Genomic DNA, 13,336 nt, shown 5'->3' with positions numbered 1-13,336 from the left:
CGCCGGTGGGGCGCAGGCGGGCGGCCGGGTGCGCGTCGCAGGCGACGGTCGCCGCGGCCCCCTCGGCCAGCCGCGGCAGCCGGCGGCGCTGCTGGCAGCGGAACTCGCCGCCGGTAGGCGATCTCGAGCAGCTCGGCGCGCAGCTTCGGATCCACCGCGTGCGAGCCCCCTCGCCGGGCGCGGCGGCCCGGTCGCCGAGGTCCGGGAACAGGAAAGTCCACGCCGAACGGCGCGGAGGTGGCGTCCTGCACGAGCGCGATCTCCTCGTCCAGCTCGGCGGGGGTCATCCGGGAGGCGCCGATGCAGCCGACCCCGTCGGCCGCCGACACCGCGGCGGCCAGCCGGCCGCCCGCCACGACCCCATCCCGGCCTGCAGGATCGGGTAGGGCACGTCGAGCAGCTCGGTGAGGCCGGTCCGCCACGCCATCATTGCCGCCCGTTCCCGTGGTCGAGGGCGACCAGGGCGTCGACGACGGACAGTCCCTGCCCGGCGGGGTGCACGAGCACCGGGTTGAGGTCGATCTCGGCGACGCCCGGCAGGCCGTCGGCCACCAGCCGCGAGAGCCGGGCGACCAGCGCGGACAGCGCGGCGACGTCGGCGCCCGCGAGCAGCCGCCCCAGTCGCGTGCCCGCCAGCAGCGCGCGCACGTCCGCGGCGTCGGCCGGGGGCAGCACGATCGAGACGTCGTCCACCAGCTCGGCGAACACCCCGCCGGGGCCGACCGCGAGCACGCGGCCGTACACCGGGTCGGTGGTCATCCCGACGATCACCTCGACGCCGGCCGGAGCCATCTCCTCGACCAGCACGCCCTGCACCCGCTCCGCGCCGACGGCGGCCACGCCGGCGGCGTGCACCCGCTCGGCCGCCACCGCGAGCCCTGCCGTGTCGGCGACGCCGACCACGACCCCGCCGACCGCGCTCTTGTGCGGGATGTCGCGGGCGAGCACCTTCACCGCCAGCGGGAACGTCAGCCCGGGGTCGCGGTGGGCCGCCGCATCGTCGGGGGTGAGGGTCCGGCGGGCCGGCAGGCCGGGGATGCCCGCGAGCTCCAGGAGCGTCATGGAGGCGTCCTCGTCGAGCACCGGGTGCGGGCGGGTGGCGAGGAAGCGGGCGATCGCATCGTGGTCGGGCGCAGGCGACGCGGCCGCGGCGTCGGCACCCGACCCGGGCGGCGCGGGTTCCTGCCCGGTCGCCGGCGCCGCGGCGGCCAGCGCGGCCATCGGCCGGATGCACTCCTCGATGCCACCGAAGACGGCCACGCCGCCGTCGTGCAGGATGTCGGCGACCTCCGTGGACGCGCCCAGCCAGATCACCGAGCACCGCTTGGGCAGGGTGGTGGCCTCGGCCGCGATCCGGCGGGCCACCCCGGGCCCGAACGAGCCGCCACCGCCCATGAACACCACCACCTCGTCGACCGCGTCGTCCGCGGCCAGCACCTGCAGGCACCGGTCGACGGGGGAGTGCGGGTCGATCAGCACGGTCGCGGTGACGTCGACCGGGTTGGCCACGCCGGCCCACGCGGGCAGCAGAGCGCGCAACTGCTTGGTCGTCTGGGCGCCCAGGGAGGGTACGGCCAGGCCCCAGCGGGCGCAGGCGTCGCTGACCAGCACGCCGCCGCCGCCGGACCCGGTCAGCACCCCGAGCCGGCGCCCACCCCACCGGGGGCGGCCGACGACGGCTCCACAGGCCACGATCAGGTCCTCCGGCGTGCTCACCCGCACGACGCCGTGGCGTGCCAGCACCGCGTCGCTGACCCGGGTCGACCCGGCGAGCGCGCCGGTGTGCGACTTCGCGGCGGCCCGTCCCCGCTCGGAGTCGCCCGCGCGCAGCAGCACGACCGGGACCCCGCGCTCGCGGGCCTGCGCCAGGAAGCCGACCAGGTTGCGGCCGCTGCTGACCCCCTTGAGGTAGAGCGCGACGGCGCGCACCAGCGGATCGTCCAGCACGGCGGCGGCCAGCTGCGCCGCGTCCAGGACGGCCTCGTTGCCGGTGCTGACCATGTGCGAGAAGCCCAGCCCGCGCCGATGGCCCATCGCGGCCACGTAACTGGCGATGGCGCCGCTCTGGCTCAGCAGCGCGATCGGGCCTGCGGGCAGGTCGTCGTCGCCGTCGGCCACCGAGGCGAACGAGCAGCGGAAACCCTCGCCGAAGTCGACGATCCCCAGCGAGTTCGGGCCGACGACGGCGAGCCCCCGCTCGCGGGCGAGCTGCGCGAGCTCCCGCTCGCGCCTCGCTCCGGCGTCGTCCAGCTCGGCGAAGCCGGAACTGAACACCAGGAACGTCCGCGCGCCACGGTCGGCAGCGGCCGCCACCGTCTCCAGCACCGACTCCGCCCGCACCGCCACCACGGCGAGGTCGGGGGCCTCCGGCAGCGCCGCGGCGTCGGGCACGCAGGCGATGCCCGCCACCTCGGCGTGGCGCGGGTTGACCGGGTACAGCCGCGGCGGCCGCGGCGCGCGCAGCAGTGCGTGCAGCGTGCGGGTCGCGGGACGGGCGGGGTCGGGCGACGCGCCGAACAGGGCGACCGAGGCCGGCCGGAAGAGGTTGCGCAGCAGGTCCGGCCGGGCCTGCCCGCCGGTGGTCCGCGAGCCGTTCACGCCCGCACCGCCGGGTCCACGGATCGGGCGGTCTGCTCCGGGGTGGAGCGCCGCCCGATCGGCACCGTGCCCCCGGCCAGGAACGCGCCGAAGCCGAGCAGCTGGTCGCCGACGTGGTAGACGACCGGCAGGAACGGTGCCGGCCGCAAGGCGCCGGGCCGGCCGACGAGGGCCTCCTCGTCGGGCCTGCTCCAGGTCAACCGTTCCAGGACGTCACCGACGGAGGTGCGTTCCCAGCGGTGCACAGCGTGGCGCCCGCGCAGCGTCGTCACGTCCAGCTCCATTGCCGGCTCCTCGTCTCTCGATGTCGCGAGCATTCACCGATGCCCGTGCCGGCGACCAGGGGTGAGGTGATCGTTCACGGCGATGTCGTGCGCGTCAACGGCCGGCCGGTGCCTGCGTCTCGGGCCCGCTCCGGCAGCCGGCCCCTGACTCACCCCGGCCGGGCCCGTTCCGTCACCCGGTACGCCGGTCCTGATCAGGTCAGCAGCTCGACGACCGTGGCGTTGGCCATCCCGCCGCCCTCGCACATGGTCTGCAGGCCGTAGCGGATGTCGTGGTCGCGCATGTGGTGCACGAGCCGGGTCATCAGGATGGCGCCCGACGCGCCCAGCGGGTGCCCGACGGCGATCGCGCCGCCCAGCGGGTTGGTCCGTTCCGGATCGGCTCCGGTCTCGGCGAGCCAGGCCAGCGGGATCGGCGCGAACGCCTCGTTGACCTCGAACGCGCCGATGTCGTCGATCGAGAGGCCGGCGCGGCGCAGCACCTTCGCGGTGGCCGGGATCGGGCCGGTCAGCATCATCACCGGGTCGGCGCCCGCGACCGCGCCGCTGTGGTAGCGCACGATCGGGGTCAGGCCCAGCTGTCCGGCGCGGCTCGGCGTGGTCACCAGCAGCGCGGCCGCTCCGTCGGAGATCTGCGACGCGTTGCCGGCGTGGATCACCCCGGACGGGTCGAACGACGGCTTGAGAGACGCCAGCTTGGCGGCGGTGGTGCCGCGTCGCAGGCCTTCGTCGGACGTGTGGTCCGGCGCCTCCGGCGACGCCACCAACTGCCCGTCGAACGCGCCCGCGTCGATCGCCGCGGCGGCCCGGGCGTGGCTCTGCGCGGCGAACTCGTCGAGCTCGGTGCGCGTCATGCCCCACTTCGCCGCGATCAGCTCGGCGCCGCGCCCCTGGTTGAACGTCCCGCCGCCCAGGTCCGACTCGTAGCGCCCGAGCAGCCGCGGCCCGTAGGGCAGCCCGACGTCGCGGCCCGCGCCGAGGGGCACCCTGCTCATCGACTCGACACCGCCCGCGACGACGAGGTCGCACTGCCCCGACATCACCATGGCGGCCGCGAACTCGAGTGCCTGCTGGCTCGATCCGCAGGCGCGGTTGACCGTCGTCCCCGGCACGGACTCCGGCCATCCCGCAGCCAGCACCGCCGACCGCGCCGGGTTGGCGGACTGGTCGCCGACCTGGTTCACACAGCCCCACACCACGTCGTCGACGAGGGCGGGGTCGATGCCGGTCCGCTCGGCGAGCGCGGTCAGCACAGTGGCCGCCAGCTCGACCGGGTGCACACCCGCGAGTGACCCACCGCGTCGGCCGATCGGGGTGCGGAGGGCTTCCACGATCACTGCTTCGGGCATGCCGACCTCCAGGTCGCCTTGAGAAGTCCTGGTCCACAATCCTGATGAGGATAGACCTGTTATCGATCGCGGTCTGCCGCTCGGTGCGCACGGTTCTGGTCCCGTGCCGCGCGAGCGCGGACCGGCCGGTCACCGTCCGCCGTCCCTCCTGCGCATGGACCACATCTGGGGTGCCCGCTCGGTCAGCACCGCGGTGTCCCAGCCGACGGCGGGCGGCCCGGTCTCCAGACGGAAGCTGCGCACCGCGGCCAGGGCCGGGTCCGCGGCGACCGTCGCGGCGAGCTCCAGTCCCCGGGTCCTCGACGGCGTCGTCGTCGGCGGCCTCCCAGGCCAGCCCCAGCGCCACCGCCCGGTCGCCGTCGGTCTCCGCACCCGCCAGGGCCATCGCGGCGGCGGCCTCCCGACCGGCCGGCCGGCCGGGACAGCAGCACGAAGTGGCCCCCGCCCGGGTGCAAGCCGATCCGCAGGAAGCCCGACAGGAGACGCGCGTTGCGGGCGAGCACGCGCAGGTCGGTGGCCGGCGCGAGGCTCATCCCGGCGCCGACCGCTGCCCCGCGGACCGCGGCGATCGTCACCGCCTTGACCGCACCGACCCGTGTGAACGACTGGTAGATCGCCGACGGTCCCTGGTAGCCGGCGTCCTCGGCCGGGTGGTTGCCGGCGCCGCCGAGGGTGGCGGTGTGCGCCCCGGCGCAGAACCGGCCCTCGGCCCCCCGGATCACCAGCGCCCCGATGCCGTCGTCGGCGTCGACGCGGTCCGGCGCGGTCACCATCTCCGCCGCCATCTGCGGGGTCATCCGTGGCACCGGGCCGACCTGCCCCGGCGCGGGCAGCACCCCGCGGCCCGTGCTCGCCCGCCCGGCCAGCGCCGCGACGATGCCGAACGCGGCCAGCAGGCCGCCCGCGGCATAGTCGGCTGCCATGTCGACCGGGATCCCCGGCCGCCGGCCGTCCCGGGTGCCGGCCGCGAGCAGTCCCGACTCGGCGATGTCGTCGAGGTCGTGCCCGGCGTGCTGCGCGAGCTCACCGGTCTGGCCGTAGCCGGTGAGCGAGCAGTAGACCGGCCCCGGCGTCGTGGCCGACAGCGCCGGGTAGCCCGGACCGAGCCGCTCGCACACGCCCGGGCGGAAGCCCTCGACGAACACGTCGCTGCGGGCGGCGAGCCGCAGCGCGATGTCCAGGCCTGCCTGGACCTCGAGGTTGACCACGATCGACCGGCGCGGCCGGTACAGCGGGTTGAGCCCCAGCCGGCGCGCCTCCCGGCCGCCGTGCGCACCCAGCTGGCTCATCCCGCTCCCCGGCCGGGTGGACGGCGGGGCCTCCAGGGTGATCACGTCCGCGCCCAGGTCGCCGAGCAGCGTCGTGGCGAACGGGCCGGGGGCGAGCGTGGACAGGTCGAGCACGCGGATGCCGCTCAGCGGTCCGCTGCCTGCGCTCATGATCCGGTCCTCTCGGGGGGCGGTCGGTCGGCGGGGTGGTCGAACAGGGTCGCGGCGAGCCGGGCCCGGTGCGTGGCGGGTGCCCCGCAGGCGAACTCCAGCGCCTTGCCGCGCTTGAGCCACAGGTGCAGGTCGTGCTCCCAGGTGAAGCCGATGCCACCGTGGCACTGCAGCGCGTGCTCGTTCGCCGCGCGCCCGGCGTCGCCTGCGGCCACCGCGGCGACCGCGGACGCGACCGGCGCCTGCGGGTCGTCGAGCGACAGCAGGTGGGCGGCCACCCGCACCGCGGGCCGGGCCATCTCGACCGCGACGTGCGCGTCGGCGATGCGGTGCTTCACGGCCTGGAACGACCCGACGGGCCGGCCGAACTGGTGGCGCTGCCCGACGTAGCCGACCGTGGTGTCGACCAGGTGGGCGGAGATGCCGAGCAGAGTGGCCGCCGTGGCGACGGCGATCCGGTCGGCCAGCCGCCGGGTGGCCGGACCGCCGGGCAGCAGGGTGTCCGCCGCGGTGCCGCTCGCGTCCGCGCCGGGCACGATCTCGACCGCGCCCAGCCGCCGGGCGGCGTCGAAGGCCGGCTGCGCGACGACCCGGCACCGGCCGCGCTCGAGCGCGTGCACGCCGTCACCCGCCGGGACGAGCAGCAGGTCGGCGTCGGCGGCGTGCGCGGCGACGGCGTGGTCCGGTGCGGCGATGGTCGCGACGACCTGACCGGCGGCGATGCCGGGCAGCCAGCGCTCGCGCTGAGCGGGCGAGCCGCGCTCGGTCAGGGTGAGCGCGGCGACCATCGTCTCGGCCAGCGGAGCGGGCAGCGCGACCCGGCCCGCCTCCTCCAGGAGCACCGCGACCTCGAGGTCGCCGCAGCCCATGCCGCCGAACGCCTCGGGCACCGCGACCCCGAGGAACCCGACCCCGGCCAACGCCGTCCACAGTCTCCGGTCGAGCACGGCGCCCTCGGCCCAGGCCGCCCGGACCCGCGCCGGCGGGCACTCCGCGGCCAAGAACGAACGGGCCCCGTCGGCGATGGCGCGCTGATCGGGGGTCAGGTCGGTGTCCACCGTGGCTCCCGCGGCAGGCCGAGCACCCGCTCGGCGATGATGTTGCGTTGGACCTCGCTGGTACCGGCGAAGATCCGCGACGCGCGCGCGTGCCAGTAGCGGCGGTGCAGGCCGGGCGCCGCGAGGTTCATCGGCGCCTCGACGGTCAGCTCGGCCAGCGGCCCCAGGATCCGCAGCGCCGTCTCGAAGATCCGCGCCTCCATCTCCGACCAGTACAGCTTGGTGATGCTGGCCTGCGCGTCGACCGGTGTGCCCGCCGCCAGCCTGCTGGTGACGAGCTCGACGTGCCGGCGGAACTGCTGGACCTCGACGAAGCGTGCGGCGACCTCGTCGCGCACCACGGGGTCGTCGGCCACCCCGGCGCGGCGGGCCAGCTCGACCAGGTCCCCCACGTCGCGCGCGAACCGGGCGTGGTCACCCAGGCCGCCGCGCTCGAACCCGAGCGTGGTCATCGCGACCGTCCAGCCCGCCCCGATGTCTCCGACGACGTTGCCCACCGGCACCCGGACCCCGGTCAGGAAGACCTCGGAGAACCCCGGCTCGCCGTGCAGCTGGCGGATCGGCCGCAGCTCGACGCCCGCGGCGTCCATCGGGATCATCACGAACGTCAGCCCGCGGTGGCGCCGCTGCGCCGAGTCCGTGCGGACCAGGGCGAACATCCACTGCGCGAACGCCGAGAGCGACGTCCACACCTTCTGGCCCGTGACCACGAGCTTGTCGCCGTCGATCTCGCCGCGCGTGCGCACGCCTGCCAGGTCGCTGCCCGCCTCGGGCTCGGAGAATCCCTGGCACCACAGCTCGTCGCAGGTGAGCATGCCCGGCAGCCACCGCTCCCGCTGCTCGGCGGACCCCAGCGCCATGACGGTGGGGCCGGCCAACGTGAGGGCGAGCCGGTTCAGCCGGACCGGGGCTCCGGCCTTGACGTACTCCTCGGCGAACAGCGCCTGCTCGACGAGACCGGCGCCGCCGCCGCCGTGCTCGCGCGGCCAGTGCAGCGCCGCGAATCCCGCCTCGTGCAGCAGCCGCTCCCACTCGCGGTGCGCGGCCACGCCGTCGGCGGTCGCGGGCGAGGGGAGGGGCGCGGTCGGCACGTTCGCCGCCAGCCAGCTGCGTGCCCGGTCCCGGAAGTCCTCCTGGTCGGGGGAGTAGGTCAGGTCCATCTCAGATCCTCGTGATCGTCGGCCACAGTGCGTCGGCGCCGGCGTGGACGATCGCGCGGCCCAGCTGCTCGGCCCAGTACGCCTCCGAGCCGAACTCCTCCCGCCACGACCACAGCCGCCGCGTGAGGTGGTGGAGGCGGTGCTCCTGGGTGAAGCCGATGGCCCCGTGCACCTGATGGGCGATGCGGGCCGCCGAGCCCGCCGCGGCGCCGGCACGAACCTTCGCGCCGGCGACGGCCAGTGCGAGGTCGTCGGGCTCGGCGGTGCGGACGTAGGCGGCGACGGCGGCGTCCGCGGCGGCGGAGCCTGCCGCGGCGTGCCCGGCGAGCACGGCGATCTGGTGGGCGACCGCCTGCAGCCTGCCGATCGGGCGCCCGAACTGCTCCCGCTCCCCGGCGTAGCGCACGGTCAGCGCCAGCACCTCGTCCACGGCGCCGGCGATCTGGGTCGCCCGGGCCAGCGCGCCGAGCCGGCGCAGCGCCGTCGCGGTGCCGCGGGGCACCTCGGCGACCAGATCGGTGGCGACCTCGGAGCCTGCCGCCACCACGTCGTCGCGCGGCTCGCCGGCCAGGTTGTCGCCCGCGGCCAGCGTGAGAACGGCCGGGTCGACGAGGGCGAGCAGCCCCGGCCGGTCACCGGCCCCGTCGTCGGCCACCAGGATCCGGGCCGCGACCCGCCCGTAGGGCACCCGCGGGACCGCGCCGTCGAGCACCACGCCCGCCCCGGTGCGCCGCAGCAGCAGGCCGGTGCCCGCCGCGACCGTGCAGGGGCCATCCGGGAACGGGAGCCCGGCGGCGACGCAGCCCGCCGCGACCGGGAACAGCCCCTCGGCGAGCGGCACCGGCCCGGCGTGGGCGGCCACCACCCGCACCACCGCCGCGGCGTCGAGCGGGTCGCCACCGGACCCGCCGAGGCGCTCGGGCACCCCCACCGCGGTGAGGCCGGCGGCGCGCAGCGCGTCCCACAAGCCCTCGTTCCACGAGCCCTCGGCCGTGGCCACGGCCTCCGGCGGGCAGTGGTCGGTGACGATCTCGGTGACCGTCGCCTCGAGCAGGGCGCGCTCGGGCGCCGACGGCCCGCTCACCGCAGCCCCAGCCCACGCGCGACGATCCCGCGCAACACCTCGTTCGTGCCCCCGCGCAGGGTGAAGCCGGGCGCGTGCAGGACCGCGCGGGCCAGCTCGCGGGCGAACGGATCCGCCGCGGTGGTGCTCGGCTCCGCCGGCGCCACCGAGCGGGCCACGTCGATGATCTCGTTCTCCAGCGTGGTGCCCAGGTCCTTCACCAGCGCGGCCGCCACGTCGGGTGCCTCGCCGCGATCGAGCGCGGCGGCGATCTGGACCGACAGCCTGCGCACGGCCCACAGCTGCGCCACCAGGCTCCCCACGGCCTCGGTCTGGCGGCGGTCGTCCGGGTCGGCCACCCGCAGCAACGCCGTCAGCAGCGGCAGCGTCGACAGGAACCGCTCGGGTCCGCTGCGCTCGTAGGCCAGCTCGGAGGTCACCTGACGCCAGCCGGATCCGATCTCGCCGAGCACCATGTCGTCGCCGACGAACACGTCGTCGAGCAGGACCTGGTTGAAGTGGTGCTCGCCGTCGAGCAGCCGGATCGGCGAGACGGTGAGCCCGGGTGCACGCAGGTCGACGACGAACTGGCTCAGGCCCTCGTGGCGCGCGTCCGCCCGGCGCGGGGCCGTGCGGCACAACGCGATCATGAAATGAGACCGGTGCGCCTGGCTCGTCCACACCTTCGTCCCGCTCAGCCGCCAGCCGTCCCCGTCGCGCCGCGCGGCGGTGCGAACCGACGCCAGGTCCGAACCGCTGTCGGGCTCGCTCATCCCGATCGCGAAGAAGCACCGCCCGCGGGCCATCTCCGGGAGCAGCCTGTGCCGCTGCTCCTCGGTGCCGTAGCGCAGCAGGGCGGGCCCGCTCTGTCGGTCGGCCACCCAGTGCGCGGCCACCGGCGCACCGGCCGCGAGCAGTTCCTCGACGACCACGAAGCGGTGCAGCGCGGGCTGCTCGTGACCGCCGTAGCGGCGCGGCCACGTCATGCCGAGCCAGCCGCGCTCGCCGAGCCGGGAGGAGAACCCGGCGTCGAACCCGGCCAGCCAGGCGTCACTGGCGCCCTGCAGCGTGCCGCCCGCCCGCTCCGCGGCGAGGAACTTGCGCACCTCGCCGCGCAGCGTCTCGGCCGCGGGGGGCAGCCCGGCGTCGGGCAGGCGCAGCGTCATCCCCGCCACGTCGACCCACCGAGGGGGCTCATCGCCAGGGCGAGAAGTCGGGCTTGCGCTTCTCCATGAACGCCCCGGCCCCCTCGGTCTGCTCGCCGGAGGCGAAGAAGCCGGGGTTCACCTGGTTGAGGATGGTGAAGCGGTCCTGCTCCTCGCGGATGTGCGCGATGGAGTCGTCGAAGGACTTCTTGAGCAGCTTGAGCACGGTGGGGCTGAGCGCGAGCATCTCCTTGCACCAGCGGTCCACCTCCGCGTCCAGTTCCGCGGCCGGAACCACCGCGTTGACCAGGCCCCACTCCAGCGCTTGCGCGGCGCTGTAGCGGCGGCAGAGCAGCCAGATCTCCTTGGCCCGCTTCATGCCCACCACCGTCCAGAGGTGGCTGACGATCCAGCCCTCGGCGGGGCTGGCCACCCGGGGACCGTTCTGGCCGAAGACCGACCGGTCCGACGCGATCGTGAGGTCGGTGACGTAGGCCATGTGGTGGCCACCGCCGATCGCGTAGCCGTCGACCCGGGCGATGACCGGCTTGAGGCACTCGCGGAAGGCCCGGTAGAGCTCCTTCACCAGGTTGTCGAAGGAGTCCTCACCGGCACGGAAGGTGTCCTCGTTCTCGACGCTCACGTCGCCGCCTGCGGAGAACGCGCGCTCGCCCGCGCCGGTCAGTACGACCACGCCGACCTGCGGGTCCGCGCCCGCTCGCCACATCGCCTGGGTCAGCTCCTTGATCGTGTGCGGGGTGAACGCGTTGAGCTTCTCCGGCCGGTTGATGGTCAGCCGCGCGACGGACTCCTTGACTTCGTAGAGGATGTCGGAGTAGCCGGCGTCCGTTGCGGTCATGATCCATCGCCTTCCTTCGTTTCAGGTATCATGATTACAAGGATCCTAGGGACACGGCCGGGGCAAAGTCCACCGTCCGCTCCAGGGTCGAGTACGAACGAATCACCTCCGTGCGCTCGGACCTGCTGATCCCCGACCTCCCGGAGGGCGGGTACGAGACCGTCAGCGGGCCGGCGAGCGGCCGCCGCAACCGATGTTCGCGGCGCTGGTCACCCTGGCCGGGCCGGACGGCCCACCCGCGGTGGTGGCGAGCTTCGCCGGCAGGCCGGGCTGCGCGCGGTCGTCGCTGCTGCGACTGCTCGCTGCGCGGGCGCAGGGCAGCGCCGGCACCCTGCCGGCCCGCTGGGGTTCGTCGCCTGCGCAGCCACAGACGGCCTGTACTGGACGGGCCGAGCGTGACGTACTCGTCGGAGCAGGCGGCCAGGTCGCCGATGAGGAGGGTGCGCTCGCCCGGCAGATGTACGGTTCCCACGGCCGGCTGGCCGCTCCACCCCGCCGGGAGCGGGTCGGCGGGATGCGCCGGACCGGCCCGCGACCGCTCAGCCGATCGTCGCGCGATCGTTCCCCGTCGGGGCCAGATCCAGGCCTATGTTGTCGATGAGATGGGTGGCGCCCAGCCGTGCGGCCACGAGGAGCCGGGCCGGGCCCGGCTCGGGATCAGTGCCCAGCTCAGCGTCGCGCAGCTCGAGGTAGTCCATCTCGAGCGCATCCTGTTCCGCGAGGACCCGGCCGGCCGCCGCGAGCACCGCGGCCGGGCCGCCCGCCGCGGCGTCCGCGCCCGCGCGCAGCGCCCGGTGCAGGGTGGCCGCCCGGGCGCGGTCGTCCGGGGAGAGGTAGACGTTGCGGCTCGACAGCGCCAGCCCGTCGGCCTCGCGCACGGTGGGGACGGGCACCACCCGCAACGGGAAGTTCAGGTCGCGCACCATGCGGGTGATGAGCACGAGCTGCTGGTAGTCCTTCTCCCCGAAGTACGCGACGTCGGGGGCGACGATGTGGAACAGCTTGGCGACCACCGTCAGCACGCCCGCGAAGTGGCCGGGCCGCACGGCGCCCTCCAGCTGGCCGCCCAGCGCGCCCGGCCCGACGGTCGTGTCCGCGCCCTCGGGGTACATGTCCGCGACGCCGGGCAGGAAGACGAGCGCGACGCCCTCGTCCCGACAGGCCGCGAGGTCGGCCTCCAGCGGGCGGGGGTAGCGGGCCAGGTCCTCGTTCGGCCCGAACTGGAGCGGGTTCACGAAGATCGACACGACGATCGCCACGTCGTCACCGGCGGACCGCGCCTGCCGCATCAGCTCGCTGTGCCCCGCGTGCAGCGCGCCCATGGTGGGCACGAATGCGATGCGGCGCCCGTCCGCGCGCAGGGCCCGGACCGCGTCCCCGATCTCGGCGGGGGTGCGGTGCACGCGTGGCTCGGGGGCTGCCTGGGCGCCGGTCACGGGCCCTCCTCGGTGAGGTCGTCGGTGCGGCCGGGACGCACTCGACCCGGCGCCCCGCGCGGCATCCTCGCACCGCGCGTGTCGCCGGCGTGCACGGGGGACCTCACGCCCCCGAGCCCGAGGCGCCCGGCCGCCGAGCCCGGCTGCGAGCTCGCCGTCCTCGACGCGGTCGGCCGGGTCGCCCGCGTCCCATACCGGGACACGCATGGCCCCCCGCCGTGGCCGCACAATCGGCCCGCGGACCCGACGTCGACCGAGGAGGCGTGATGACGACGGCTGATGTGGTGGATCCCGGGACGGGTGGCCCGGACGAGGTCGTGGACCCACTCACCGACAACATCATCAGGCTGGTCAACGTGGGCGACATGCCGACCCGCACCGCCCGACGCTCGCCGGAGACGGTCGCGGTCGTCGACGCGCGCGTGCGGATGACCTACGGCGTGTTCAACGAAGAGGTCAACAGGGTCGCCCACGGCCTGCTCGAGGCGGGCTACGGCCGCGGCGACGCGCCGGACGCCGCGATGGTCAACCGGGCCGAGTTCCTGGTCGTCCACCACGCCTGCGCGAAGACCGGCATCATCGTGGTGCCGATCTGGGTCGTCGAAGGGACGTGCCGTCCGGGCCCGGCGGGCCGCTGCCGTTCGCCGCGCTCCGCTCGGACACGGTGGCCGAGCCGCTGTGCCTCGTGGAGGACCGCGACGCGCTCCAGCACCTCTACGCCGGCGGGACGACGTCGGCACCCAAGGGCGTCGTGACCAGCCACCTCGCCGTCTACATCGAGTCGCTCAGCGGCGCGGTCGACAAGCAGCTGCGCCTCGGCGAGGTGATGGCGTGCCTCCTGCCCGCGCCGGGCACGGCGACCTCGTGGCGCGGGGAAGGCCGCGGCCGGGCGGCTGGTCCGGATGCGCCGCGATGTCCCGATTCGCGTCACCCGTAGCCGAGCGC

At 75.4% G+C, this 13,336-nt stretch carries 11 protein-coding genes and 1 pseudogene; 1 reads left to right on the top strand and 11 read right to left on the bottom strand.

Features of this window, described 5'->3' with window-relative positions:
* Positions 1 to 215 precede the first annotated feature (215 nt).
* The 11 genes and pseudogenes from L3X23_RS36645 to panC all read right to left on the bottom strand — a co-directional run.
* A pseudogene (locus L3X23_RS36645) lies at positions 216 to 356 on the bottom strand (nitronate monooxygenase); the annotation flags it as partial.
* Between the two features lie 70 nt (positions 357 to 426).
* Positions 427 to 2,598, bottom strand: coding sequence for an acetate--CoA ligase family protein (locus tag L3X23_RS18825; protein ID WP_237193436.1), 2,172 nt, complete (start codon positions 2,596 to 2,598; stop codon positions 427 to 429).
* Positions 2,595 to 2,882, bottom strand: a complete 288-nt coding sequence (locus L3X23_RS18820; protein WP_237193435.1) for a hypothetical protein — start codon at positions 2,880 to 2,882, stop codon at positions 2,595 to 2,597. Before L3X23_RS18820 ends, L3X23_RS18825 begins: the two co-directional genes overlap by 4 nt.
* Positions 2,883 to 3,076: 194 nt before the next feature.
* Entirely contained in the window at positions 3,077 to 4,231 is a 1,155-nt protein-coding gene (locus tag L3X23_RS18815; RefSeq protein ID WP_237193434.1) for a thiolase family protein, read from the bottom strand.
* Between the two features lie 182 nt (positions 4,232 to 4,413).
* Entirely contained in the window at positions 4,414 to 5,670 is a 1,257-nt protein-coding gene (locus L3X23_RS18810; protein ID WP_237193433.1) for a CoA transferase, read from the bottom strand.
* The gene (locus L3X23_RS18805; RefSeq protein WP_237193432.1) at positions 5,667 to 6,728 is read right to left on the bottom strand and encodes an acyl-CoA dehydrogenase family protein; all 1,062 of its coding nucleotides are present in this window, start codon (positions 6,726 to 6,728) and stop codon (positions 5,667 to 5,669) included. Before L3X23_RS18805 ends, L3X23_RS18810 begins: the two co-directional genes overlap by 4 nt.
* Positions 6,713 to 7,888, bottom strand: a complete 1,176-nt coding sequence (locus L3X23_RS18800; protein ID WP_237193431.1) for an acyl-CoA dehydrogenase family protein — start codon at positions 7,886 to 7,888, stop codon at positions 6,713 to 6,715. Before L3X23_RS18800 ends, L3X23_RS18805 begins: the two co-directional genes overlap by 16 nt.
* Position 7,889: 1 nt before the next feature.
* Positions 7,890 to 8,972, bottom strand: coding sequence for an acyl-CoA dehydrogenase family protein (locus L3X23_RS18795; protein WP_237193430.1), 1,083 nt, complete (start codon positions 8,970 to 8,972; stop codon positions 7,890 to 7,892).
* Positions 8,969 to 10,117 (bottom strand): acyl-CoA dehydrogenase family protein, encoded by a 1,149-nt coding sequence (locus L3X23_RS18790; RefSeq protein ID WP_237193429.1) that lies wholly within the window; start codon positions 10,115 to 10,117, stop codon positions 8,969 to 8,971. The genes L3X23_RS18795 and L3X23_RS18790 overlap by 4 nt, the downstream gene beginning before the upstream one ends.
* A 28-nt stretch (positions 10,118 to 10,145) precedes the next feature.
* Positions 10,146 to 10,955 carry an enoyl-CoA hydratase-related protein gene (locus L3X23_RS18785; protein ID WP_237193428.1) on the bottom strand — a complete coding sequence of 270 codons (810 nt, stop codon included), beginning with the start codon at positions 10,953 to 10,955 and terminating at the stop codon, positions 10,146 to 10,148.
* Positions 10,956 to 11,494: 539 nt separating this feature from the next.
* On the bottom strand, positions 11,495 to 12,391 hold the full coding sequence (gene panC, locus L3X23_RS18780) for a pantoate--beta-alanine ligase (protein WP_374204870.1): 897 nt from the start codon (positions 12,389 to 12,391) through the stop codon (positions 11,495 to 11,497).
* A 266-nt stretch (positions 12,392 to 12,657) separates the two neighbouring features.
* Here panC and L3X23_RS18775 point away from each other — a divergent pair, with 266 nt between their 5' ends.
* Positions 12,658 to 13,146 (top strand): AMP-binding protein, encoded by a 489-nt coding sequence (locus L3X23_RS18775; protein WP_237193427.1) that lies wholly within the window; start codon positions 12,658 to 12,660, stop codon positions 13,144 to 13,146.
* The last annotated feature ends 190 nt before the right edge of the window (positions 13,147 to 13,336 follow it).

This window comes from Pseudonocardia sp. WMMC193 (assembly GCF_021728735.1).
Taxonomy (GTDB): domain Bacteria; phylum Actinomycetota; class Actinomycetes; order Mycobacteriales; family Pseudonocardiaceae; genus Pseudonocardia; species Pseudonocardia oroxyli.
The sequence above is the reverse complement of the archived record's forward strand: the minus strand, read 5'-3'. Positions and strand labels throughout refer to the sequence as shown.

Excerpts from the sequence above, each read along its gene's own strand:
- L3X23_RS18775 (WP_237193427.1), top strand. The coding sequence starts at position 12,658 with ATGACGACGGCTGATGTGGTGGATCCCGGGACGGGTGGCCCGGACGAG.
- L3X23_RS18800 (WP_237193431.1), bottom strand. The coding sequence starts at position 7,888 with ATGGACCTGACCTACTCCCCCGACCAGGAGGACTTCCGGGACCGGGCA.
- L3X23_RS18810 (WP_237193433.1), bottom strand. The coding sequence starts at position 5,670 with ATGAGCGCAGGCAGCGGACCGCTGAGCGGCATCCGCGTGCTCGACCTG.
- L3X23_RS18820 (WP_237193435.1), bottom strand. The coding sequence starts at position 2,882 with ATGGAGCTGGACGTGACGACGCTGCGCGGGCGCCACGCTGTGCACCGC.
- L3X23_RS18815 (WP_237193434.1), bottom strand. The coding sequence starts at position 4,231 with ATGCCCGAAGCAGTGATCGTGGAAGCCCTCCGCACCCCGATCGGCCGA.
- L3X23_RS18790 (WP_237193429.1), bottom strand. The coding sequence starts at position 10,117 with ATGACGCTGCGCCTGCCCGACGCCGGGCTGCCCCCCGCGGCCGAGACG.
- L3X23_RS18785 (WP_237193428.1), bottom strand. The coding sequence starts at position 10,955 with ATGACCGCAACGGACGCCGGCTACTCCGACATCCTCTACGAAGTCAAG.